20 protein-coding genes and 1 pseudogene are annotated in these 22,978 nt (G+C 69.1%); 5 read left to right on the top strand and 16 right to left on the bottom strand.

Translation table 11 applies throughout. The features are described 5' to 3' along the window. Nucleotides 1–118 precede the first annotated feature (118 nt). The 8 genes from ACFYXF_RS40910 to ACFYXF_RS40875 form a co-directional block, all read right to left on the bottom strand. A complete protein-coding gene (locus ACFYXF_RS40910) occupies nucleotides 119–1,717 on the bottom strand; it encodes a carboxylesterase/lipase family protein (RefSeq protein ID WP_389357332.1) in 1,599 nt (532 codons plus the stop codon). A 105-nt stretch (nucleotides 1,718–1,822) separates the two neighbouring features. Then, complete coding sequence (locus ACFYXF_RS40905; RefSeq protein WP_389357330.1) at nucleotides 1,823–3,070, bottom strand: alginate lyase family protein; 1,248 nt, start codon at nucleotides 3,068–3,070, stop codon at nucleotides 1,823–1,825. A gap of 28 nt (nucleotides 3,071–3,098) precedes the next feature. Next, nucleotides 3,099–6,467: a putative Ig domain-containing protein gene (locus tag ACFYXF_RS40900; protein ID WP_389357328.1), complete on the bottom strand. Its 3,369-nt coding sequence runs from the start codon at nucleotides 6,465–6,467 to the stop codon at nucleotides 3,099–3,101. Then, nucleotides 6,464–8,014, bottom strand: a complete 1,551-nt coding sequence (locus ACFYXF_RS40895) for a glycosyl hydrolase family 28 protein (RefSeq protein WP_389357326.1) — start codon at nucleotides 8,012–8,014, stop codon at nucleotides 6,464–6,466. Before ACFYXF_RS40895 ends, ACFYXF_RS40900 begins: the two co-directional genes overlap by 4 nt. A gap of 69 nt (nucleotides 8,015–8,083) precedes the next feature. Continuing rightward, entirely contained in the window at nucleotides 8,084–8,980 is an 897-nt protein-coding gene (locus ACFYXF_RS40890) for a carbohydrate ABC transporter permease (RefSeq protein ID WP_389357324.1), read from the bottom strand. Beyond that, nucleotides 8,977–9,891 carry a carbohydrate ABC transporter permease gene (locus ACFYXF_RS40885; RefSeq protein WP_389357322.1) on the bottom strand — a complete coding sequence of 305 codons (915 nt, stop codon included), beginning with the start codon at nucleotides 9,889–9,891 and terminating at the stop codon, nucleotides 8,977–8,979. Before ACFYXF_RS40885 ends, ACFYXF_RS40890 begins: the two co-directional genes overlap by 4 nt. Then, complete coding sequence (locus tag ACFYXF_RS40880; protein WP_389357320.1) at nucleotides 9,888–11,243, bottom strand: extracellular solute-binding protein; 1,356 nt, start codon at nucleotides 11,241–11,243, stop codon at nucleotides 9,888–9,890. The genes ACFYXF_RS40885 and ACFYXF_RS40880 overlap by 4 nt, the downstream gene beginning before the upstream one ends. A 171-nt stretch (nucleotides 11,244–11,414) precedes the next feature. Continuing rightward, nucleotides 11,415–13,061 carry a glycoside hydrolase family 43 protein gene (locus tag ACFYXF_RS40875; RefSeq protein ID WP_389357318.1) on the bottom strand — a complete coding sequence of 549 codons (1,647 nt, stop codon included), beginning with the start codon at nucleotides 13,059–13,061 and terminating at the stop codon, nucleotides 11,415–11,417. 190 nt (nucleotides 13,062–13,251) lie between these two features. Here ACFYXF_RS40875 and ACFYXF_RS40870 point away from each other — a divergent pair, with 190 nt between their 5' ends. Beyond that, complete coding sequence (locus tag ACFYXF_RS40870; protein WP_389357316.1) at nucleotides 13,252–14,304, top strand: LacI family DNA-binding transcriptional regulator; 1,053 nt, start codon at nucleotides 13,252–13,254, stop codon at nucleotides 14,302–14,304. Nucleotides 14,305–14,455: 151 nt separating this feature from the next. On the opposite strand, the gene ACFYXF_RS40865 is transcribed toward ACFYXF_RS40870, so the two are convergent. The 3 genes from ACFYXF_RS40865 to ACFYXF_RS40855 all read right to left on the bottom strand — a co-directional run bounded on the left by ACFYXF_RS40865 (nucleotide 14,456) and on the right by ACFYXF_RS40855 (nucleotide 15,276). After that, complete coding sequence (locus tag ACFYXF_RS40865; RefSeq protein ID WP_389357314.1) at nucleotides 14,456–14,611, bottom strand: hypothetical protein; 156 nt, start codon at nucleotides 14,609–14,611, stop codon at nucleotides 14,456–14,458. A 151-nt stretch (nucleotides 14,612–14,762) separates the two neighbouring features. Beyond that, a complete protein-coding gene (locus ACFYXF_RS40860) occupies nucleotides 14,763–14,933 on the bottom strand; it encodes a hypothetical protein (RefSeq protein ID WP_389357312.1) in 171 nt (56 codons plus the stop codon). Between the two features lie 10 nt (nucleotides 14,934–14,943). Beyond that, the gene (locus ACFYXF_RS40855; RefSeq protein ID WP_389357310.1) at nucleotides 14,944–15,276 is read right to left on the bottom strand and encodes a type II toxin-antitoxin system PemK/MazF family toxin; all 333 of its coding nucleotides are present in this window, start codon (nucleotides 15,274–15,276) and stop codon (nucleotides 14,944–14,946) included. 301 nt (nucleotides 15,277–15,577) lie between these two features. Here ACFYXF_RS40855 and ACFYXF_RS40850 point away from each other — a divergent pair. Further along, nucleotides 15,578–16,165, top strand: a pseudogene (locus ACFYXF_RS40850) (IS701 family transposase); the annotation flags it as partial. A 146-nt stretch (nucleotides 16,166–16,311) separates the two neighbouring features. Beyond that, nucleotides 16,312–16,806: a hypothetical protein gene (locus tag ACFYXF_RS40845; protein ID WP_389357308.1), complete on the top strand. Its 495-nt coding sequence runs from the start codon at nucleotides 16,312–16,314 to the stop codon at nucleotides 16,804–16,806. A gap of 279 nt (nucleotides 16,807–17,085) precedes the next feature. Here the strand turns inward: ACFYXF_RS40845 and ACFYXF_RS40840 are convergent, their stop codons facing one another. Beyond that, the gene (locus tag ACFYXF_RS40840) at nucleotides 17,086–17,814 is read right to left on the bottom strand and encodes an SDR family oxidoreductase (RefSeq protein ID WP_389357306.1); all 729 of its coding nucleotides are present in this window, start codon (nucleotides 17,812–17,814) and stop codon (nucleotides 17,086–17,088) included. A 76-nt stretch (nucleotides 17,815–17,890) separates the two neighbouring features. On the opposite strand from ACFYXF_RS40840, the gene ACFYXF_RS40835 reads away from it, so the two are divergent. Beyond that, a complete protein-coding gene (locus ACFYXF_RS40835; protein WP_389357304.1) occupies nucleotides 17,891–18,268 on the top strand; it encodes a MerR family transcriptional regulator in 378 nt (125 codons plus the stop codon). A 63-nt stretch (nucleotides 18,269–18,331) separates the two neighbouring features. Here the strand turns inward: ACFYXF_RS40835 and ACFYXF_RS40830 are convergent, their stop codons facing one another. Genes ACFYXF_RS40830 through ACFYXF_RS40815 form a run of 4 tightly spaced genes read right to left on the bottom strand, consistent with a single transcriptional unit; the run spans nucleotide 18,332 to nucleotide 22,425 of the window. Beyond that, nucleotides 18,332–19,045, bottom strand: a complete 714-nt coding sequence (locus ACFYXF_RS40830) for a ThuA domain-containing protein (protein WP_389357302.1) — start codon at nucleotides 19,043–19,045, stop codon at nucleotides 18,332–18,334. Nucleotides 19,046–19,056: 11 nt separating this feature from the next. Next, nucleotides 19,057–21,174, bottom strand: a complete 2,118-nt coding sequence (gene ligA / locus ACFYXF_RS40825) for an NAD-dependent DNA ligase LigA (protein WP_389357300.1) — start codon at nucleotides 21,172–21,174, stop codon at nucleotides 19,057–19,059. Between the two features lie 52 nt (nucleotides 21,175–21,226). Continuing rightward, nucleotides 21,227–21,865 (bottom strand): DUF4389 domain-containing protein, encoded by a 639-nt coding sequence (locus ACFYXF_RS40820; protein WP_389357298.1) that lies wholly within the window; start codon nucleotides 21,863–21,865, stop codon nucleotides 21,227–21,229. A 2-nt stretch (nucleotides 21,866–21,867) separates the two neighbouring features. Next, complete coding sequence (locus tag ACFYXF_RS40815; protein WP_389357296.1) at nucleotides 21,868–22,425, bottom strand: RICIN domain-containing protein; 558 nt, start codon at nucleotides 22,423–22,425, stop codon at nucleotides 21,868–21,870. A 147-nt stretch (nucleotides 22,426–22,572) separates the two neighbouring features. Between ACFYXF_RS40815 and ACFYXF_RS40810 the strand changes: the two genes are divergently transcribed. Further along, complete coding sequence (locus ACFYXF_RS40810; RefSeq protein ID WP_389357294.1) at nucleotides 22,573–22,974, top strand: VOC family protein; 402 nt, start codon at nucleotides 22,573–22,575, stop codon at nucleotides 22,972–22,974. The last annotated feature ends 4 nt before the right edge of the window (nucleotides 22,975–22,978 follow it).

Raw genomic sequence — 22,978 nt, 5'->3', positions numbered from 1 at the left:
CGCCGCCCGACGTGGTGTTGCGGCAGTGTTGCGCCACCCCGGCGACCGTCGGGTACGGGTGTGAGCTGGCGGTTCGCCGTCGCGGGCGGCACACCTGCCACCTGGGGGCGGCCGTTGGTCAGCGCCTCGGAACACTGCCGGGGAGGCGCAGCCGCCGTACGACCGACCCGGACTCCACGGCACGCATACGTGAACCGAGCGGGAGGGCCGATGTCAGTGTCGGCCCCGGTGCCGCAGGGGCGCGGTCGGCCGCCCACAGGGCGAGTTCGGGGTCCCGTGGACCTCGTACGGTGTGCGGGTCGCCGTCGCCGAAGACTCGCACCGGGTGCGAGGCGTCCCAGGGCTGCCAGCCCGGGTCGCCGTCGACGGCGAAGCGGACCCAGGCCGTGTGCATGGCCTCGGCGAGATCCTGCGGGGCGCCCTCGCCCGCGAGCTTGGCCGACTCGGGCGCCTCGTGGGTGTCGAACACGAATCCCAGTTCGAGGGCGTGGCAGGCGCCCAGGCCGGGCTTGGTCGACGGCCAGGCGAACTCGTACACATGGGCCCCACCGCCGTGCCGGGCGTCCGCGAGGCGGTGCAGCGGTACGCGGAGCAGATGGTCGGTGACCAGCTGGCCGACCAGGTCGGCCGTACTGGCGTCGGGGTGCAGGGTGCGGTAGCCGCGCGGGACCTCGGGGCCGCAGCGGCAGCGGGCCATGGCACCGGCGAGGGCGACCGGGCCGAGCCGGTCGACGCGTTCCAGGAGCCCGCCGGGCACCAGCCAGAGCCGGTACTCGTCCCGGGTCCAGCCCAGCATCAGGTCGACATCGGCGGCGGCTCCCTCGACGAGGGCCTCCAGGGGGTCGCGGGGTACGAGGTCGCCGTCGACGACGATGCCGAAGGCGGGCCCGCCGAGGACCGGGCTGCTCAGCCGCCCTACCTCGCCCTGGACGCGCAGCAGCAGCTCCCGGTCGACGGCGGCGAAGGCCTCGGCGGTCGCCGGGATCTTCAGCCGGGTCGCCATCCGGCGCACCATCCGCCGTACCTTGTCGCGGTCGCTCACCTCGGGCGGCCCGCTCTGCAGCACCGCCCGCCGGAAGAGCCCCTGGGCGCGGGGTGCGGCGAGCAGCGCGCCGATGCTGATCGCGCCGGCCGACTGGCCGAAGACGGTGACCCGGTCGGGGTCGCCGCCGAAGGCCGCGACGGACGCCCGTACCCACTCCAGCGCGGCCAGCTGGTCGCGCAGTCCGGGGTTCGGGGGTGCGTCCGGGAAGAGGCCGTAACCCTCCACGCCCAGGCGGTAGTTGACCGAGACGAGGACCACGCCGTCGCGGGCGAAGGCGTGGCCGTCGTAGACGGGAACCGCCGAGGAGCCACGGGTCAGGGCGCCGCCGTGGATCCACACCATGACCGGGAGCCGCGCGTCCCTGCCCAGCTCAGGTGTCCAGACGTTGAGGTTGAGGCAGTCGTCGCCGGGGACCACCGGGTCGGACAGCAGCCGGGCGAAGGCCTCGGAGTACGGCGGTTTCGGCGCGGTGGGACCGAAGCCGCCCGCGTCGCGCACCCCGTCCCAGGGGGTGGGCGGCACGGGCGGCCGGAACCGGCGGGGGCCGAAGGGCGGGGCGGCGTACGGGATGCCACGGAACACGGCGATCCGGTCGCCCTCGTGTCCCTCGTATCTGCCGCGGACGTCCCCGTAGGGGGTCCTGACCACGGGCTCCGTCAGTTCTGCCGTCATCTGCCCACCAGCCCCTCGCCGCCGCGCGTGAACCGTTCAGATCAGAGCAACACATGACCTGCCGGTATTCCCGCGGAAGAAGCCATTCGGTGGGTGATCGGGCGACTATTTGGCGTACATCAGCGTGCCGAAACCGGTCTGGTCGAAGCCGCCGCTCGTCGTGCCGTAGTCACCTCCCCCGCCCTCGGGCCGGACGCTCTCGGCCATCGCCTGGATGTACGGGACGGACAGACCGCGCCGCTTGGCGTAGTGGTAGTAGAGGATGTCCCAGACCGGGCGGACCTGACCCCGGCTCGCGGAGGAGATCACGGTCTGCGACGACTGGGCGCAGCTCTGGCCGGTGCCCCAGGTGTAGGTGGTGAACGGGACGTCGTTGCCCAGGTTGTACTTGGCGACGTACTGGGCGGCCTTCATGAACCGGTTGCTGTCGTAGCCGTACAGGTCGTCGCCCTGGGACCAGGCCATCTCGCAGAAGGCACCCATCTGTCCCATGCCCATCACGGTGTGCCCCTGGTCGCGCCCGGACTCCTGCCACTGGCCCAGCGCATAGCCGTCGGAGTCGGTGTAGAGGTACGGGACGGCGTGCGCGATGGAACCATTGCCCGCGCCGGTCTTGAAGTAGTTCACCGCCTGGTCGTACTTGGCCGCGTCGTCGCACAGGATCCCGATCGCGAGGATCGAGTTCATGTTGCAGAGGTCCCAGTTGGCCCAGTAGTTGGTGATGCAGGCGTCGTTGTGGCCGGTCAGGAACTGGTTGTTGAGCGGGTAGAAGACGTCGAGCATCATCTCCTGGAAGGCGGCGAGGTCGAACCCGCTGTAGCCACGCATGAGTTCGGCGGCGTTGGCGAACTGGTAGCCGTAGATCCCGGCGGCCAGGAAGCGGTCGGCGTTGCCGGTGACGCTGGTGAGGGTGGACGCCCAGGCGTTGAGGATGGCAACTGCCGTGTCCCCGTTGGCGGTTGTGCCCGCGATCTTCCAGCGCAGGGCGTTCTGGTAGGCGGCGTGGATGTCGTTGTAGAGGATGCCGTAGTTCTCGCCGGTGCCGCCCCGGATGATCGTGGCCTGCGGCCGGGCCGTCCAGGTGGACGCCGAGTGGGAGTTGGCGGTGAGACGGTTCCAGCCGGAGAGCCAGGGGTCGGTTCCTGCGGCGACCCGGACCTTGGCGCGGTTGAGTTCACCGTAGGCGTGCAGCATGCCGGGGTGGGTGAAGGTCGCGGGTGCGGCCTGGGCGGAGGGGGCCGTGAGTGCGGCGGCCGACGCGCCCACGGCGAGGGCGGCGGTGAGACCACCGGCGGACTTCAGCAGTCCCCGGCGGCTCAACTGGGTTGGGTTGTGGGGGTGTTCGCGGCTCATTGCGATGCATCTCCAATCCCATGGGGATTCAGGTGGGGGTGATGCTCACCTCGTCGAAGTACGAGGTGCAGCGGGCCAGGGGGTCGCGGGAGCAGACCACGAGGCCCACGTAGTAGGCGGCGTCGCCGAAGCCGGGGATCTCTCCCTCGGCGAGGGGGGTCCAGCTGACGCCGTCATCGGTGGAGAAGGCTGCGGAGAAGGCGGTCCCGACGCGCTTCAGCCGTAGCAGGCAGGGCAGTTGGAGGGCGGTGGTGGCGGTGCCGGTGAAGGCGGAGGCTCCGGCCACGGTCTTCCGGAGCATCAGCTGTGCGGTGGTGCCACCGGTGACGATCGCCCCGGCCGCCTGGTCGAACGGCGACAGGGACTTGGCCATGAGCAGCCCGACCCGGTCGGCGGTCGTGGCTCCGGTACGGGAGACCAGCCGGGCGGTGAGAACACTGTCCCCGGTGACGGGCCGCCGGACGAACTGCCCGGTCATTCCCTGCCCGTTGACGTTCAGATCGGTCCCGGAGCCGCGTACGACGAAGGTCCCGTCCCCGTCGTCCTCCTTGTACGAGGTCGAGCCGGGTGTACGTATCGCGACCACGCCGTACGTCCCCAACTCCCGTTCGTCGACAACGACATCGCCGAGATCGCCGTATGTCCAGGGGGCGGGCGGCGGCGCGGAGACGGTGAGCGTGAGGGTGGCCGTCGCCGTGCCGGAGGCGTTGCTCGCGGCCATGGTGACGGCGAACTCCCCGCTCTCGGCGGGCGTTCCGGAGACCAGCCCGGTACGCCGGTCCAGGTGCAGCCCCTTCGGCAGCCCGGCGGCGGCAAACCGTACGGGCTCGTGCGAGGCCCGGATCAGGTACCGGAAGGGGACGCCGACGTTGGCGAAGGCCGTCCCCGCCGACAGCGTCTCGGGCGCCGACGGTGTCGGCATCAGGGCGGCAGCGGGCACCGAACGCGGCCCACGGCCACCGGAGTTCGTCTTGGCGACGGCGTAGTGGTACGTCCGTCCGGGCACCCCGGTCGCATCCGCGTACCGCACCCGGGTGCCGAACCCGACCGGACCGACTCCACTGGCGGCACTCTCGTACGGGCCCTCGGGACGCGTGCCCCGCAGCACCGTGTACCGCGCCGACAGGTCGGGGTCGGTCCACGTCAGCTCGACGGCGTCGGCTCCGGTGGCCGCCCGCAGATCGGTGGCGGTGCGCCGGGGGCGGGGCGTGCACCACACCGACCCGGTGGCCGAGGTCACCTGGACGTTGTCGAAGGCACCGGTGCCGGTCTCGGCGTACTCGGCGTCGATGCCCAGGCAGGAGGTGAGGGTGAGCCCGGCGTACACCGTGCGCCCCAACTCGACCTCGCTGGAACCGACTTGGGTCCAGTGCTCGCCGTCCGGGGAGATGGACCCCGTACAGCGGCGGCCCTTGCGCTCGACGCGGACCCAGTACGGGGCCCGCAGCCGATAGCCGTCGCCGGCGCCTTCGACGTAGGGCGCCTCCAGGGGGGTCGCCGACTCGGGGAGCGTCCCGAGGTCGGAGATCGGGAAGGACGCGGCCGTGGTGATCGCCTGCTGCTGCGAGGGCGGTACCGGGGTGCTGCCGGTCGCGGAGATCGGCGCTCCGGATGCCGGGCGTACGGTCCACACCCCGCTCCAGGTGTGCAGCGGCAGGCCCTGGATCAGCATCGACGCGTGCGGGGCGGTGGCGTCGAGGGAGGCGCGCAGGGTGACGCCGATCTTGGAGTACTGGGAGCTGAGCGGCCAGACGATCCGTGCCGTGACCGTGCCGTCGCCGCGCAGGGGCACATGGGCCAGGCGGTAGGTGTCCGCCGTACCGCCCGCCTCCAGGACGAACCGTTCACCGTCGAAGACCGCCGAGCCGGGGACGCCCGTCTCCCCCACGTCCTGGCCGGCCCAGGGCGCGGGCAGGCCGGCGCTCGCCGAGGCCCAGCCCGACGTACCGCTCGTGCCAAGGGAGTTGGTGGCGAAGACGGTGTAGTAGTAGGTCCGGCCCCGGTGCGCGTCCCGGTCCGTGTACGTGTGGGTGGTGACGGCGTCGGCGATCGTCTCGTACGGGCCCTCGGGGCGAGTGGCCCGCCGGACCGTGTAGCCGGTCGCCCATGCGGACGGGAGCCAGGAGACGGTGACCGTGTCGTCCTCGCCGAGTGCCGTGACGCCCGCCGGGGCGGTGGGCGCGGCCGGTGCGGGGGCCGTCGTGCCCGCGAAGGTCAGGGTGCCCCAGCTGGGCAGGTCGTCGTTGCTGCCCTCGATGAGGCGGGTGCCGCCCGTCCTCCTGAAGACGGCGGCCTTCGTGTACGGGGTGTCGAGGCCGCGTACGCCCGCGTAGTGCGCGTACGCCATCTCGTAGATCGGGGGCAGGGTGCCGCGGACCTTGTCCGACACCGTCGTCTTGATGTACTTGCCGGTGCGGTCGAGGTCGGGGGTGAAGGGGACGGTGTTGCCCAGGTTGTAGCGGGCCGCGTACTCGACGTTCGCGAGGAGACGGTTGTCGTCGTGGCCGTACAGGTCGACGCCCTGGTTCCAGGCGACCTGGGCCGCGTCGGCGTGGAGGCCGACGGCGAGCTGTTCGTGGGCCTGGTCCCGGCCGCTCTCCTGGCCCTGGCCGGCGTCGGTGACGATGCGGTGGCGGACGCTGCCGTTGCCCGCGCCGGCCGCCAAGTACCGCAGGGCGTCCTCGAAGAGGGTCGGTTCCTCGCAGAACACGCCGATGGCCAGGACGGTTTGAAGGGCCGTCAGGTCCCAGTTGCCGTTGGCGTAGAGCATGTAACCGGAGACGGCCGGATACCAGACGTCGAGGAAGGACGCCTCGCAGCGGGCGATGTCGGCGGCCGACCAGCCGTCGTAACCGCCGTCGTCATCGCTTCCGTGGCGCAGGAGTTCGGCCGCGTTGACGAACTTGAAGGCCTGGAGGCCCGCGCCGAGCGGCCCGTCGGCGCCGGTGACGGCGGTGAGGGAGGCCGACCAGGCATTGAGGATGTCGCGGGCCTTGTCGGCGTGGGCGCGGTCGCCGGTCACGCACCACATCAGGGCGTTCTGGTAGGCGGCGGCCGAGTCGGCGACGGCCTGGTTCTGGAAGTTGGCCGGGCCTCGGCCCCAGGAGGTGATCTGGCCGGTGTTCTGCACGGTGTACGTCGACTTCGAGCCGGCGTGGGCGGCGAGCGCCAAGTAGCCCTCGTACACCGGGGATTGCTGTGCCGCGACCGCTTCCCTCATCCGGGTGAGGTCGGTGGAGCTGTGCAGCAACCCCGGGTGGGCGAAGGTGCGTTGACGCGCCGCCGCCCAGGCCGGGCCGGGGACGGCGGCGAGGCCGATCCCGCCCGACGCCAGCAGCAGAGCGGCCGCACCGCTGCCGCCCAGGAAGCCCCGGCGGCTGAGTGGGGAGGTCGTCATGACGTCGCTGCCGCCTCGGCGTCGGCTTCGGCTTCGGCTTCGGCTTCGGCTGTGGTGAGGAAGCGGAGGTTCGTGACGTGCTCGTTCGTGTGCATCGGGATGGTGTCGGTCGTGAGGTACCAGGTCGGCTTCCTCATCGAGTCGGCGATCACCAGGCCGTTGACGACGAGGTTCTCGAAGGTCACGTCCTTGATGGGGTGCTTGGCGTCGTAGCCGAGCAGCAGACACGTGGCGAGCGGCTTGCCGGTGTAGGAGAGGTCCTTGACGTGGACGTCCTGGATGCCACGGCCGACCGAGGTGTTGTACTTCGTGTTGTACATGATCCGCATGTGGATGAGCTGGCCCCAACGGAAGTCCTCGACACGGACGTTGTCGACCTTCACGTTCTTGATCAGGTTGCTGTCACCGGCGTTGAGGGCGATGCAGCCCTGGTAGCCCATCTGGGGCTCCCGGTGGTCCAGGATGTCGAGGTTCCTGAAGGTGAGGTTCTTCAGCACCTCGGGGTTGTCGGTGTTGCCGTGCGTACCGACGTTGATGGGGTGGGCGACATCCGCCCAGAGGGTGGAGTTGCGGACGGTGATGTTCGTCGTGTCGCCGTAGTACTCCCAGCGGTGGGTGTAAATGGCGATGCAGTCGTCGGAGTTGCGCATGAAGACGCCGTCGACGACGACGTTGCTGCTGCAGAAGACGTCGATGCCGTCGCCCCAGCCCTTGGAGCTGAAGGAACCGAGACCCTTGATCGTGACGCCCGTGGCCTCGCCCAACTGGACGGCGTAGCCGTTGGGGTTGAGGACGGTGACGGCGCCGATGGCGATGTTCCGCGCGTTCTCCACGAGGGCCCCGCCGCCCGCCGTCCCCGCGAGGACGCCCCGGCCGGCGATCCCGGCGTGCTCCACGTCGCGGAAGATCACGGTCGCCTTGAGGACGGCGCCGCCGTCGAGGTACACGGTCTTGCCGGAGGGGACGAGCAGGGTGCCGTCGGCGGTGGTGTGGACGCCGGGGCCGTAGTAGATGACGTTCGGGTCGTCCGGCGCGGGGCGCTTCTTCTCGACCGCGCGGGCGAACAGGTGGAGGCAGTCGAAGATGTCGTCGTTGATCTGGACGACGATGTTGCGCGGCCGGTCGAGCGTGAACCGCAGGGTGTCGCCGAGGAGTTCGGGCGTGATGCCGTACGAGTCCGGTCTCACCCGGGCCTTGGTGGTGCCACCCTTGAGGTAGGTGACCTCGATCTCGACGGAGCCCTGGAAGTCGAAGTACGCCAGCGAGGAGTTGTAGATCTTGCTCGACCCCGTGGTGGGGTTGATCTCCCCCAGCTGGGGCCGCCAGATGTCGAGGGTCTGCCATTCGCCGTCGGGGGCGGTACGGACCCGCACCTTGAAGCTGGTGTTGGTCGGCATGGCGGACGGGCGCGGGTAGGTGACGAGCGCCGGCACCGCCGCGGCCTCGTCCGCCTGGGCCGACGAGGCCGTCAGGTTGGTGAGACCGGCCGCGAGCGCGGTGGCGCCGGCCGCCTGGAGAGCGGTACGGCGGGACAGGGACGGGTTCATCCGGAACTCCTCGCAGAGTGAAAAGGAAAGGGGTGAACGAGAACGGGGTGAACGAGCAGGACGGGATGGTCACTTGAGGCCAGTGGTCGACATCCCGGCGACGAAGCCGCGCTGGGCGACCAGGAAGATCAGCAGAATCGGCACGACGTACATCACGGACCCGGCGGCCAGCAGGTTGTTGACGGGGAGCCCGCCCGGGGTGACGTACTGCGTCATGATCGCGACGGAGAGCGTGGTGCGGTCGCTGGACAGCAACAGCATCGGAGCGATGAAGTCGCCCCAGCTCCAGGTGAAGGCGATCACGAAGCTCGCGGCGAGCACGGGCCGGGACTGCGGCAGAAAAATCCGCCAGAAGACGGTCGCGTAGCCGCAGCCGTCGATGATCGCGGCCTCCTCCAACTCCCTCGGCATTCCGGCGAAGAACTGCCGGAACAGGAAGACCAGATAGGGCGCCGCCGACAGTCCCCACAGCACCCACGGCCAGTACGTGTCGACCATGCCGACCTTGGCGAAGACGAGGTAGGTCGGGAAGAGCGTGATCATCTGCGGCAGCATCATCGAGCCGAGCAGGATGCCGAACAGCACCTTCTTGCCGGGGGCGTCGAGACGGGCGAAGCCGAAGCCGACCCAGGCGGAGCTGAGGGTGACGAGGGTGGCGTAGATCAGGGCGATGACGAGGGAGTTGCGGGCGTAGCCGAGGAAGTCGATCTGGGTGAAGGCGTCGGCGAAGTTGTGCCACTGGATGCTGTCCGGCAGCCAGTGCACGGGGGACGCGGCGAGTTCGGGCGTGGTCTTCAGCCCGGTGATGATCAGCCAGCCGAAGGGACCGATCATCAGGCCGGTGATCACGACGAGGACGGTGTAGAGGACGAGTCGGGACGTACGTATCCGCACGCGGACGCCGACATCGGCCTTCTTGGCAGCGGGAGTTGGAGTGGGCGTGGGAGTCACGGTGGTGGCGGTCACTTCTTCGCCTCCGGATCGACGTTGTAGAACACCACACCGGAGGTGAGCTTGAAGATCAGACCGGTCGCGATGAGGATCAGGACGAAGAGGACCCACAGGAGCGCGGAGGCGTAGCCGTAGCGGCCGAGCGCGAAGTACTCCGCGAACACGTGCATCATGTACATGTAGTTGGTCTGCGGAATCGCGGTGACTCCGGCGGGAGTCGGGTTGGACGCGATCAGCAACGGCATGATCGTCTGGACCGAGGCGATCATCCCGGTCACCGCCTGGAACAGCAGCACCGGCGAGAGCAGCGGCACGGTGATGCTGCGGAAGGTCCGCCAGGCGCTCGCGCCGTCGATCCGGGCCGCCTCGTGGAGTTCGCGGGGTACGTCCTGGAGCCCGGCCAGCGAGATGATCATGACGTTTCCGGCGGCCCACAGCACCGCCATCAGGATCACGTAGCGGGCGTACGGATCGTCCAGCCAGGCGACTGCGTCGATGCCGACGACATTGAGTACACCGTTGGCGGCGCCCGAGTCACGGTTGAACAGCGCCTTGAAGACGAGGCCGGCGCCCACCGGCGGTACGACGGCCGGCAGATAGAGCAGCGTGCGCCACAACCCCCGTGCCCGCAAAGGGCGGTTGACCAGCACCGCCAGCGCGAGCCCGGCGACGATCGACAACGGCACGGAGGTGAGGGCGAACACCCCGGTCCGGCTCAGCGCGTCCCAGGTCACCGAATCGGACAGCAGCTCACGGTAGTTGGCGAACCCGACGAAGCTCCAGTTCGGGGAGATCCCGTCGAAGGTGGTGAAGCTCAGCCACAGCGCGTACGCCATCGGCCCGACGGTCAGCAGCAGGAAGCCAATGATCCAGGGCGCGGTGAACAGGTAGAACGCCCGGTGCCTGCGGGCTGTCATGGAGGTCATCCCACCTGCTCCTTACCGCGCTTGAGCTGCTCGTTGATCGACGCGTTGAGGCGTCCGGCGAGGGTGTCGACGGAGATCCGGCCGTTCATCGCGGCCGGCATGACCTGGTTGATCAGGGCTTCGAGCGCGTCCCACTTGGCGTAGGGGGTGAAGGGGGTGACCGAGAAGTGCCTCAACTCGGCCTCCTGCACCCGGAAGACCCGCTTCTGGTACTCCTCCTTCTGCGGCATCAGCGGACGCAGCGACTTCAGCGTCGGAATCCCCCAGCCGCCCTCCGCCCGCGCCTTGGCCGGCCCCTCGCCGAAGAACCACTCGAAGACCCGCCAGGCCGCGTCCTTGTTCCGCGCCTTCTTCGGCATCCACATGCCCGTGCCCGCCTGGCAGGAGCTGATCCGGGGACCGCCCTCGAACACGGGGGCGGGGGCGAGCCGGGACACCTCGGCGATCTTCGGCTCGGCGTTGATCATGCCGCCCAGCCAGTAGCCGTTGCCGGACATGGCCATGCGGTTCGCGACGTAGGTGGGCCCGTCCCAGGCGTCGGGGTTGGGCTGGATGAGGCTCGGCCCGACCTTGGCCTTGGCGTAGTCGACGTACCAGGTCAGCGCCCTGCGGGCCTCGGGGGTGGTGAAGTCGACGCGGGTGAAGTCCGAGGAGAAGAGGCTACCTCCGGCGGCGGCGACCAGGTTCGTCAGCAGGATGACGATGTTCACGCCGTTGTAGCTGCCGCCGTAGACGGTGGTCTGGCCGTTCTTCCGTACGACCAACCGCTCGGCCTTCTCCGACCACTCCTCGTACGTGATCGGCTCGGTCTCGGACGGATAGTCCACGCCCGCCCGGTCGAACTGGGCGGTGTTGAACCAGAACATCCCGTCCTGGGAGAAGTCCTTCGCCATGCCGTAGCGGGGGCCCTGGCCCTGGGTGGTGCCGTCGAACCGCCACAGGTCGTTGGCCGGATCGAGATCCTCGACCCTGAGGACGCTGGACTTGGCGAAGTACGGGTCCAGGTTCTCGGCGACACCCCGGGCCGCGTAGAACGGCGCGTCGAGGGCGCCGACGCCACGCACCAGGTCCGGCGGGTTGCCGCTGGTGAGCATCGCGATCAGCCGGGTGATGTCGTCCTGCACCACGGTGATGCCGATACCCAGCTCGCGCTGCGCCTGCTGGATCAACTCCGTGGAGATGTCGTCGAGTTTGACCATCATGGTGATGGACTCACCGCCACCCGTGGCCGCGCCGGCCACCCGCAGCGCGCAGCCGCTCAGCGCCGTCGCGCCGACCGCCGCCCCACCGGCCGCCGAGAGGGCGAGAAACCGGCGGCGGCTCGGGGGTGTACCGGCGGCCTGTGCGTGCATGAACGTCCCACCTCCTGCTGTGTGTTGTTCGGGTACCGGGCGGGGGTAGCAACCGGTTGTCATACGTCGTGGCAGAGCTTCTTCCGGTCAACAGGCGACGTCAAGAGTCTCGACGACTTTCGAAAAGACTGGGCGAGCCGGTTGGCGCGGGTTATTTCAGCAACCGGTTTCTCACCTGTCAGGGAGTTCTCGTACGGGGAGTTCCCGTACGTCGAACCAGTCGAAGTCCACGGGGGTGCGGGTGCCGCCCAGATCCTGGGCGCACACGCCGACGAACGCGCCGGTGAAACGCAGGCGTCGGCCGTAGTCGTCGGAGAGCCTGGACGCGTCGAGGACGGGCCCGACCGGCCGCCAGTCCGTGCCGTCCGGGGAAGCGGAGAAGCGGAGTTCGGCGCCGTCGAAGCGGGCGCGCATGTGGACCAACGGCCAGTCGTCGACGTCGAGTTGGGAGTCGGGGAGTTCCCCGTACGCTCCGTCGTCGGTGAGGACGATGCCCAGCACCCTGCCCCTGCCCTCGGTGTGGGTGAGGCGCAGATAGTAGTGCTGGGTGGTGTCGTACCAGCAGATCAGGCCCGCCAGTTGGGTGAAGTGGGCGGGGCGGAAGTCGACCACCGTCGTCACCTCGCAGCGCACCAAGGTCAGCCGGCGCGCGACCAGGCTCTGGTCGTAGCGGGAGTGCGGGCTCTGTCTGCCGCGCAGCCGCAGATGACCGGGGCGCTCGGTGAGGGTGAGCCAGTCGGGGGTGGCGGGGACGCGCAGGGTGCTCCAGTGGGCGGGGAGGGTGGGGGTGTCGAAGTCGTCACGCTCAACGGCCTTGGGTGAAGCGGCGGTTGGAGGTTCCCCCGACCTGGGTTCCGCTGTCTTGGGTTCCGCTGTCTTGGGTGCGGGCACCGTCAGGCTCGGTCGGCGGCCTCCGTCCGCCAGTCGCAGCCAGCCGTCGTCCGTCCAGGTCACGCGTTGCAGACAGGTCTCCCGGCCGAGTACGCAGCGCGGTCCGTCGGGGGTGGCCACGGGACGCGAGGCGAGGTGGGCGAGGTACCACTCCCCCGCCTCCGTGCACACCAACTCCCCGTGCCCCGCCTTCTGCAGGGGCCAGTCCGGAATGTCACGGGTCGTCAGAAGCGAGCCCTGGGGGTCGAGTTCGTAGGGTCCGGTCAGTTCGCGCGAGCGGGCCATCAGGATGCCGTGGTTCCAGCCGGTGCCGCCCTCGGCGAGCATCAGGTAGTACCAGCCGTCCCGCCGGTACACGTTGGGCCCCTCGATCAGCTCGTCGTGGGTGAGGATCGTGCGCGGCAGTCCGATCAGGGCCTGCTTCCGGGCGTCGTATTCCTGGAGCAGGATTCCGGCGAACGACGGGTGCCCCTCGCGCGGGTCCCACTGCATGTTCAGCAGCCAGCTGCGGCCGTCCTCGTCGTGGAAGAACGACGGGTCGAACCCGGAGGAGTTCAGGAACACCGGTTCCGACCACGGACCGTCGATCGACTCGGCGGTCACCAGGTAGTTGTCGATGTCCTTGTAGGGGGAGCCGACGGTCCGGACGATGCTGTGGACCATCCAGAACCGTCCCTCGTGGTACGACAGCGAGGGCGCCCACACTCCGCCCGAGTCGGGGACTCCGCGCAGGTCCAGGAGGTCGGCGCGGTCCAGGATGTGCCCGGCCGGCGTCCATTGGACGAGGTCCGTCGAGTGGTGCACGGGGACGCCCGGGAACCACTCGAAGGTGGAGGTCGCGAGGTAGTAGTCGGCGCCGACCCTCAGGATGCTGGGGTCCGGGTGGAATCCGGGGAGTACCGGGTTGTGGATGTGGCCCGGGGGCATACAGGTCCTTCGTGTTCGGTATGTCGAAATTTTCGATCCGGAACGATCAGGTGAATCCCTATGTCTTCACGCCGCGTTGAGGCGGGCTTAATGTAGAAAGCGGTTGCTACGCGGTCAATGTTTCCGTCGTGTGAGCAGCGCTATTCGAAATTTTCGATGGCCCTCGGGCAGGTCGGAGAGGCGGTTGCAGATGGTCCGCACCGGAGGTGGCACCACGTCGACCGGGCCCACGCTGGCGGTCGTGGCCCGGGAGGCCGGGGTCTCCGTACCGACCGCCTCGAAGGTCGTGAACGGCCGGGAGGACGTGGCGCCGGAGACCCGGCGGCGGGTCACTGAGGCGCTGGACCGGCTCGGCTATGTCCGCAGACCCCGCTTCGACGCGTCGAAGGCGCCCGGGCTGGTCGACCTGATCGTCCACTCGCTGGACAACTCGTGGTCGGGGGCGGTCCTGCACGGTGTGGAGGAGGCGGCGCACGACGCGGGCCTGGAGGTGGTCGTGTCGGCGGGCCTGACCCGGACCCGGGGCGGGCGCCCTGAACGCGGCTGGCTGGACAAGCTCACGACCCGAGGCTCCTCCGGCGTCCTGTTCAACCTCGCCGAACTGACCCCGTCCCAGTACGCCTGGCTCGACCAGCACCACATCCCGTTCGTGATGATCGACCCGGTGCTGGAACCGCCGCCGGGGGTGGTGTCGGTGGGCGCGGCCAACTGGCACGGCGGAGTGACGGCGACAGAACATCTGCTGGGCCTGGGCCATGAACGCATCGCGGTCATCGCCGGGTACCGGCGCAAGATGTGCAGCAGTGCGCGGGTGGCCGGGTATCGCTCGGCGCTCGTCTCGGCGGGCGTGCGGTTCCGGCACGAGTACGTGCGCTACGGGAGTTTCGACGAGACGGTCGCGTACCGGCGGATGGTGGAGCTGCTGGATCTGCCGGAGCCGCCGACCGCGGTGTTCGTGTGCTCGGACAAGATGGCGCTCGGTGTGTACCGGGCTTTGGCGGAGCGGAAGTTGAGGGTGCCGGAGGATGTGAGTGTGGTGGGGTTCGACGACCTGCCGGAGTCTCGGTGGGTGTCGCCTGCGTTGACCACTGTTCGGCAGCCGTTGTCGGAGATGGCGGGGGCTGCGGTGGGGTTGTTGGTGCGGTTGATGGCCGGGGACCGGCCGGAAGGGACTCGGACGGAGTTGTCCACGCGGTTGGTTGTGCGGGGTAGTACGGCTGCGCCGGGCTCTCCCGGTTCCTGAGGTTTCGTTTTTGGCTGCGGGCCAGTGGGGGCTTGTCGCGCAGTTCCCCGTGTCTTCCCGGGCGCACCGTTCTGGCTCCGACCCGGTTCCGGGTGGCCATCGCCGCCTGAGTCCAAGGACGGTCCTCCCCGACAGAGACCCCACGACGGGCCTACGCGGCAGCGGGCGGCTCCTGCTCGTCCGCCCCGGGCGGCAGCTCGGAACACTTGAACCGGTGCCACGCGTCGCGAGCCTTCCCGGCGAAGTCGATCACGTCCGGAACCTGGTCCAGCAGCCCGTTAAGCGCGAAGAGCAACACTGAAGCCACGCCAGCGATGGCGAGAATCCGGACACGGTGGCTGCGAGATCGCCGTGCCCAACTAGCCAAATCTGGCGGACAGTCCTGGTCGGGTGTTCGGGTTGATCAGGCGAGAGTGGCGGCCGGCGGCCGTGCCGGTTCCAGGGCGCGGAGAGCGGCGTTAGGTCCGTCTCCGGCAGAGGCCGCGTCCGGGCGCCTTGGCGTAGTGCGTGGGCGCTGCCCAGTACTCCAGCCGTAGATCGTGATCTTGTGAGTGGGGGCGCCACTGATATGGCTCGCGGCCACCATTGACCATCTCGACGAGACCGGCCGCGCCATCGGCGGCGTCCATCCCTCTCTGCCTACTTGAGTCCACCGAGACGAAGGGCATCCTCGATCTCGCTGAGCTTCGCGGACGGCAGGACGCCCGCCTGCCCGATCAGATCTTCCCTGGCCAGGGTGACCAGCCAAGTGCAAGGGATGAGGTCGGGACGTGGAAGTGCGACTCTCAGGACGCCTTCGAGAGGCAGTCCTTCGGGGGCACCTACTGCCACCTCAACGGCCACGCCGCTGAGATCGATGCCCGCGGGAGCGACGACCTGCATCGCCAAGAAACCGGACGCCTCTTCTCCCGACAGCAGTACGACTGCCCGCTGCTCGTTGAAATCTGCCCACCAGACTTCGCCACGTCGCATATGTCCTCCTGATACGGGACGGCGCGCCTGCGTTGCCCCTTCGCCGCCGCCTACTCCAGGCACAGATCGTAATGTTGGCTGGTCAGGGCCGACAATAAGACGGCTGCGGCCACCGATGATCATCGTGAGTTGTGTGGACAAACGAAGATCATGCGGTGGCCGTAGCTCACAGCGTAGACCCTGCCCGGTGGCAGGAGGCGTTCGAGGGTCTGATGGGCCGGACAGCGGCGAGGTTCGCGCGGGTCGAACCACGCCTTCGGGCGCGGGACTTCGTGCGCGGACTGCCGGCGGACCTGCCGCGGCCGGGAAGTTCCGAGCGGATGCCCTGGCCACCAAGGTGCCCAAGCGGGCCTGGCAGAAGCTATCGGCAGGGGCCGGCGCCAAGGGGCACCGCTTCTAGGACTGGGCCGTCATCAACCTGACCGAACCCCGGCCCGGCAGCCACCAGCTCCTGATCCGCCGCAACCGCACCACCGGTGAACTGGCCTACTACCGCTGTTGATCGCCCGCCCCGGCGCCCCTGACCACGCGGGTCCGCGTCACCGGGTCAGGATGGCGGGTGGAGGAAACCTTCCAAGCCGGAAAGGGCCTGGCCGGACTGGACGAGCACCAGGTTCGCCGCTACACCTCCTGGTCCCGCTGGGTCACCCTGACCATGCTCGCTCACGCCTTCCTCGCAGTCGTCCGCGCCGACGAACACGCCCGCCATCCCGCCCCGGACGAGCTGATCCCGCTCACCTGCAACGAGATCCAGCGACTGTTCACGACGCTGATCGTCCGGCCCGTGCACGATGCAGCCCACCGGCTCCGCTGGTCCGCCTGGCGCCGCCGCCACCATGCCCGAGCCCAGGCCAGCCATTACCGCAGACAAGCCGCGAATCAGACATGAAGATCACGATCTACGGCTGGAGTACTTAGTCAGCGCTGCGTTTTCGGGAGTTGTTTGTTCGGGCCATCGGACCGAACGCGAACAACGTCCGAGTCGCTACACCTGGAGCGAACGGTCAGGTCGGTTGCGACTACGGAGGAGACCAAGTGACCTTGAGAAGCATCAAAAAGCGGGCGGCTGCAATGGTCGTGACGGTGATCGCCACAGTGGCCCTTGTTCCGCTGGCGACGCAGGCACCAGCACAGGCAGCACAGGCAGCACAGGCAGCACCGAACGTTGCGGCCGGACCGACCGCCTGGACACCGGGGATCTCCCCGCTGTTCTCGGGCGAGTGGGTACAGCGGAATGTGTCGAGTGCCGATCGGAACGCGGCGCTGGTGGCGTGCTCCTTGGCATCTGGAATCGCCTGCGTGTCGGTTGGCCAGGGCGACGGCACACACAGCGTCTTCCATCTGTTCAGGTGCGAAACGCGGTCGCTCTCGAACTTCATCAACGCGCTCGCTGTTCGCAACAACCAGACTGGCGGAGCCCAGGTCCACTTCTGGGGGCCCCAGTACCAGGTCTACATCCCTCCGAACGGCGTGATCCACACCGTCCCGGACTACGCGACGTACGACTTCAATCGCCTCGATCTCTGCTGAGGGCGCATCGACCCGGGCACGCTGATCATGGTGTCCGGGTCTGAAGCCTTTGCGGTGACGGCTGAGGAGTGACGGCTCTCTGACGTACAGGTGGTCGAAACCCTGGTTGACCACGCTGCGCCGGGCGATGGTGAACACCCGGACCTCCTCCACGGCCGCACCGCAACGAAGGCGCCTTCGCCGTGCTCGACCTCGACCTCGACCTCGCCCTCGCGCCGTGGCGGTACGGCTGACGACCACCAACAACGCGGCATGGGCCATCGCGGCTCGAGGGGTCCCTCAGGCCGCCATCAGCGCCGCCAGGGCGCGGTCCATCGCTGCGTTGAACTCTTCCGGCGTCAGCGGCAGACGGGACTTGATGTCCCGGCTCCACTGGTCGGCGAGGACCTCGGCGGAGCCCGCCTCGACACCGTCGAGCGCCGCGTCGGCCAGGTCCGACGGAGCGAGCTTGTCCACGGGCCAGCCCGCCGCCATGTCGGTGTCGGCCAGGCCGAGGTGTACCGCTGTGACGAGCGTGCCCTGTTCGGCGAGCTCCAGCCGGACGCCGTTGGTCATGGCCCAGGCGGCGGCCTTGGTCAGGTGGTAGGCATTGGCGCCCTGGCCCCCGAACCACGACATGGCGGAGAGGACGTTGACGATCGCGCCCCCGCCGTTCCTGGCGAGCGCCGGCGCGAACTCCCGGATCATTCCCAGGTGGCCGAACACGTTGGTCTCCAGTTCGTGCCGCACCGCGTCCAGCGAACCGGTCACCAGGTCGGTCCCCGTCTGGATTCCCGCGTTGTTGATGAGCAGCGAGACGTCCGGGGCGGCCTCGGCGGCGGCCCTCACGGATGCGGGATCGGCGATGTCGAGGGGCAGCACCTCGACCCCGGGCAGGTCCACGCTCTCCGGTCGGCGGGCCGTCGCGTAGACCTTGCGGGCGCCCCGTTCGAGCAGGCGCTGGGCGAAGGCGCGGCCCAGGCCGCGGTTGGCTCCGGTGACAAGGGCGACGGAGTTGTTGATTTCCATGACCGGTACGCTAAAACGTGACGCTAACGTCAGAGGCAAGTGCTGGTCGTCGGGGCCAGGGGTGAGGGGAATCACCATGACTGTCGCAGTGGCCGCAGCCGAGCGGTTGATCCGCATCGGCGAGGTGGCACGAGGTGGCGGCGTCTCGGTGCGCGCCGTGCGCTACTACGAGCAGCAGGGGCTGCTCGTCGCGGAGCGCAGCCCGTCCGGCCAGCGCCTGTACCGGCAGGACGCCATCCCCCGGGTCCGCTTCTTCCAGCAGATGTTCGCCGCCGGCCTCACCAGCCGAAGGATCACCGAACTCCTGCCGTGCTGGGACGCCGGGCACACCGACGCCGGGCAACGAGCCATGCTGCGAGCCGAGCGCGAGCGCATCCAGGCCAGGATCGACGACCTGCAAGCCACCCTGGACCACCTCGACGAGGTCATCTCGATCACGGACACGCACCCGTAGGCGCGCCCGGCCCACGCGACTTTCGGTGTTCGGGCAGGGCGGAGACCAGCACGGTGGTCTCGATCAGGTCGGTTGCCGCCGATCTGGGGAAATGGGACTGCCCACGCCCCCGAAGGGGTGCCTCTGACTCAGGCCCGTTGCCCAGGTGATGCCGCCCAGCAGGTGGGCGCGGAAGTCCGGGTCTTCGTATGCCTCCTCGGCGTGGCCGAGAGCCGTGTAGAAGACTCGGCCGTTGCCCGCGCCCTGCTCTCTGCACCACGCCAACGGGTGGTCGCCGCCCATTCCTCCGCCCTCGTACGACGACTCGTCGGCGGATATCAGTACCCGTACCGTGCCGCGCGGGTTGGTGCGGAAGTCGTACCACTCGTCGGTGAAGTGCCAGACGGGTGGCAGGTGTTCGGTCGCGGGGTGGGCTCGGTCCTCGATCATCGCCTTGCCTGGCTGGTACGCCGGGTGTCGGGCGAATCGGGCGCCGAGCAGTTCGCCGTAGTACGGCCAGTCGTACTCCGTGCAGGCCGCCGCGTGTATGCCGACGAATCCGCCGCCCGCCTCGACGTACGCGGCGAGCCGCTCGCGGCCGGCCGGTGTCAGTACCTCGCCGCTGGTGGAGAGGAACACGACGGCCGCGTACCCGTCCAGGGGCCGCTCGAAGGCCTCGGGCTCCTCGGTGTGGTCCACGTCGAAGTCGCCGAGTGTGCTTACGGCGGCCACGGCGGCCGGGATGGAGTCGTGGCGGAAGGCGGTCGTGCGGGTGTAGACGAGGAGTCGCGGGGCCATGGCCAACCAGCTTATGCGGCGGGGGCGTCCGGTCCCAGGGGGTCGAGGTGGTCGGCGACGAGGGCCGCGAACTCGTCCGGGGTGGCCAGGCGGACGCCGAGAGTTTCGGCTTTGGTCCGCTTGGATCCCGCGCCTTCTCCGGCGACTACCAGGGTGGTCTTCTTGGAGACGCTGGAGGAGGAGCGGCCTCCGGCTCGTTCGATGAGTTCGTTCATCTGGTTGCGGCTGAGTTTTTCCAGCGCTCCGGTCATCGCGCCGGTCACGACCACCGTCATCCCGGCCAGTGGTCCGCTCGTCGTGTCCGCGGTCTCCGGGAGGCCTTCGGCGGCGGCTTCGGTCGTGGGGGCGGGCGGGGTGGCGCCGGGTTCCGTCATGTTCACCCCGGCCGCGACGAGTCTGTCGATGAGCGGGGCGAGTTCGGCCAGTTCGGCGACGATGGACGGGGCCTTCTCGGTGCCGATGCCCTCGACCTGCCGCATCGCTTCGGCGTCCGCGGCGCGGATGTTGTCCATCGTGGCGAAGTACCGGGCGATACGGCGGGACATGGAGCGACCGGTGCCACGTACCCCCAGGGCGCACAGCACCCGCGACAGGGGCTGGCCCTTCGCCGCGACGATCGCGGCGAGGAGGTTGTCGGTGCTCGTCTCCCCCATCCGCTCCAGCGCCAGCAACTGCTCCCGGGTGAGGGCGAACAGGTCGGCGAGATCCTTCACCAGGCCGGCGTCGACGAGTTGGACCACGCGGGTGTGGCCGAGGCCCTCGATGTCGAGCTGGTCGCGGCCGGCCGCGTAGGAAAGGGCGGCGACCAGGTGGCAGTTACGGCCGTTCTCGCAGCGCCAGCGCTGCTCGCTGGTGTCGATGGCCGCCCCGCAGCGCGGACACACCTCGGGGAAGACGATCGGCTGCTCGTCGCCCGTGCGGAGGTGGGCGACGGGGGCTTCCACGCGCGGGATGACATCACCTGCGCGGTGGACCATGACGTGGTCGCCCAGGCGCAGGTCGCGGCGGGTGATGTCGTTCGGGTTGTGGAGGGTCGCGTACGTGATGGTGGCGCCGTCGATCTCGACCGGCTCCAGGACCGCGCGCGGGGCGATGATCCCGGTGCGGCCCACGTTCCACTCCACATCGAGGAGCCGGGTGATCTTCTCCACGGCGGGCAGCTTGTAGGCGATCGCCCAGCGCGGGGCGCGCGACCCCGATCCGGCGGCCCGCTGGTCGGCGGCCAGGTCGGCCTTGATGACGATCCCGTCGATCCCGAACGGCAGCTCCGCCCGCAGTGCGCCGATCTCCGTGACCCGGGCCATCACCTGCTCGACCGTGCCTGCGGTGACACCGGGTACGGCGGTGGTCGCGGTGGTGTTCACGCCCAGCTCACCGGCCAGGGTCATGAGGTCACTGTGCGAGGCCTCGCCCAGCCGCCCGGCGAACGCCGTCCCGGTGTCGGCCACGGGGAGCAGGCCGTAGCCGAAGAACGTCATCGGCACGGTGTACGCGCGCTCCTTGGCGCGCAGGGTGCCCGCCGAGGCGCCGCGCGGGTTGGCGAACGGCGTCCCGCCGTGTGTCGTGCGGACCTCGTTGGCGTACTCGAACTGGGCGCTGGTCATCAGGACCTCGCCGCGCACCTCCACCGTCACCGGTTCGGCCAGCTCGGCGGGCAGGCCCTCGACGGTGCCGATGGCGTGCGAGACGTCCTCCCCGGCTCTCCCGTCGCCGCGGGTGATCAGCCGGGTGAGGCGGCCGTGGGTGTAGCGGGCGGCGATCGCGAGTCCGTCGAGCTTCGGCTCCACGCTGAACCGCTCCACCTCGTGGCCGATACGGCGGGCCAGCGACGCGGTCCAGGCGGTGAACTCCTCCGCCGAGAACACGTTGTCCAGGCTCAGCATCTCGACGGTGTGCGGGACATCGCCCTCCACGGCACCCCCGGCGACCTTCCCGGTCGGCGACTCGGGCAGCACCTGCTCGGGATGCTCGGCCTCCCAGGCCGCGATGCCGCGTACGAGCCGGTCGTAGGCGTCGTCGTCCAGCACCGAGGTGCCGCCCTCGTAGTAGGCGGCCGACGCCTTCACCGCGTCCTCGACCGCCTGCGCGTAGGCGACGGCATCCACGATCACTGCAACTGGTGTGGTCATGCCCGCCATCCTGCACGCCACCACTGACAACGCCCCGTGCGCCAGGTACGGATCACGGCTCGCTCGGGCCCTGGTCGAGGCGGAACGGCGGATAGACGTCCGTCATCAGTGCCGCGTACGCCACGACGCGGGCCGTCCAGCGGTGCAGGCCGACGTTGAGGTCGTACATGCCGCGCGGATAGCGGCCCGTGAAGAGCAGGGAGACGCCCGCATACAAGGCCAGCAGGCCCGCGAGGCCTCCCACGAAGCGTGCGCCGCCCTCGAAGACGGCGACCACCAGCAGCTGCGGCAGCACCAGCAGCCACCACTTGACGAGCACGAGCCCGCGCGAGAGCTGTTCGGGCCGGGCCACCTCCAGGTGGGCCGGGTAGTCGGGCACGTCCGCGAGCGTGAAGGGCGGATAGCGGTCGGTGCCGAGGGAGCCGTACGAGTAGTACGCCACCCGCCAACTCCAGCGCAGGACGCCGACGTTGAAGGTGAACAGGGCACGTGGATAGGCGCCGGTGAACAGGATCGCGAAGAAGGCGATCACGGTGACGAGGAGGAAGGCGATCCAGAGGAAGAGGAGGACGACGTAGTGCGGGATCGCCAGCACCCACTTGACCAGCCACAGCCAGCGGGAGAGGGCGGGGTCGTACACCGCTTCCACGGTCACCGGACTCCTGGGGTACTCGAAAAGTGCGGTGTTCATCGTCAACCCGCCAGGTTCAGGTTCCAGGTGCGGGAACGGTCCCTGTCGCAGTCGAACTGCACCAGGGGGACGTTGTTCTCGGTCGAACGGCCACCGGCGACGGTCGCGCACTTGCCCGTCTGGTCGTTGACGAGTTCGTAGGAACTGCCGTCCCAGTTGACGAGGCTCCAACGGCGTGAGGCGTCCGAGTCGCAGTCGAACTGGACCAGTTCGACGTTGTTCTCCGTCGAACGCCCGCCCGCGAGCGTCGCGCACTTACGCGTCTGCACATTGACGAGCTGGTACGAGTTGTCGTCCCCGTTGGTGAGCCGCCAGCGGCGCGAGGGGTCGGTGTCACAGGTGAACTGGACGAGCCGGATGTTGTTCTCCGTCGAGCGGCCGCCCGCGACCGTCATGCACTTCCCGGTCTGCGGATTCTTGATCTGGAAGGCGGCTCCCGAGATCACGGCCGGGGCGTTCCTGGAGTCGGCAACTGAGGGAGTCGGCAGCAGCAGGACGCCTCCCGCGAAAAGGATCGTCGATGCCGTCAGAAGACGATGTGCCCGAGTGTGCTTGCGCATGGCAGTGCTCCTCCTTTTGATCAAGGTGCAGCTGCCCTTCCCACTATTCGCGCCCTCCCGAGGGCTCGCAACCGGGGGTGAAACGGGGGTCTCGGCACGTCCGTTTTCTTCAAGACCGGTCTTCGGCGACCTGCCTAGTGTGGCCGTATGAATACACAAGCACGTTTCGACGCCATCGGTATCGTCACCGCCGACCTCGCCGCCTCCGTCGCCTTCTACCGGCGGCTCGGGCTCGACTTCCCCGAAGGAGCGGAGGAGCAGCCGCATGTCGAGGTCCAACTCCCGGGTAGGCTACGGCTGTTGCTCGACACGGAGGAGACCGTCCGGTCCTTTCATCCCGGGTGGCGACGGCCGAGTGGTGGTGGGCGGATCGGGCTGGCATTTCTGTGCGGGTCGGCGGCTGAAGTCGACGCGCTGTACGAGGAGTTGGTGGGGGCGGGGTATCGGAGTGAGCTGAAGCCGTGGGATGCGGTTTGGGGGCAGCGGTATGCGTGTGTGCTTGATCCTGATGGCAATGGGATTGACTTGTTCGCCCCGCAGAATGCTTGACGCT

The organism is Streptomyces sp. NPDC002680 (assembly GCF_042889145.1).
In the GTDB taxonomy this organism is placed as follows: Bacteria; Actinomycetota; Actinomycetes; order Streptomycetales; family Streptomycetaceae; genus Streptomyces; species Streptomyces adonidis.
Note: the sequence above shows the minus strand (reverse complement) of the source record. Positions and strands in the feature narration are given on the sequence as shown.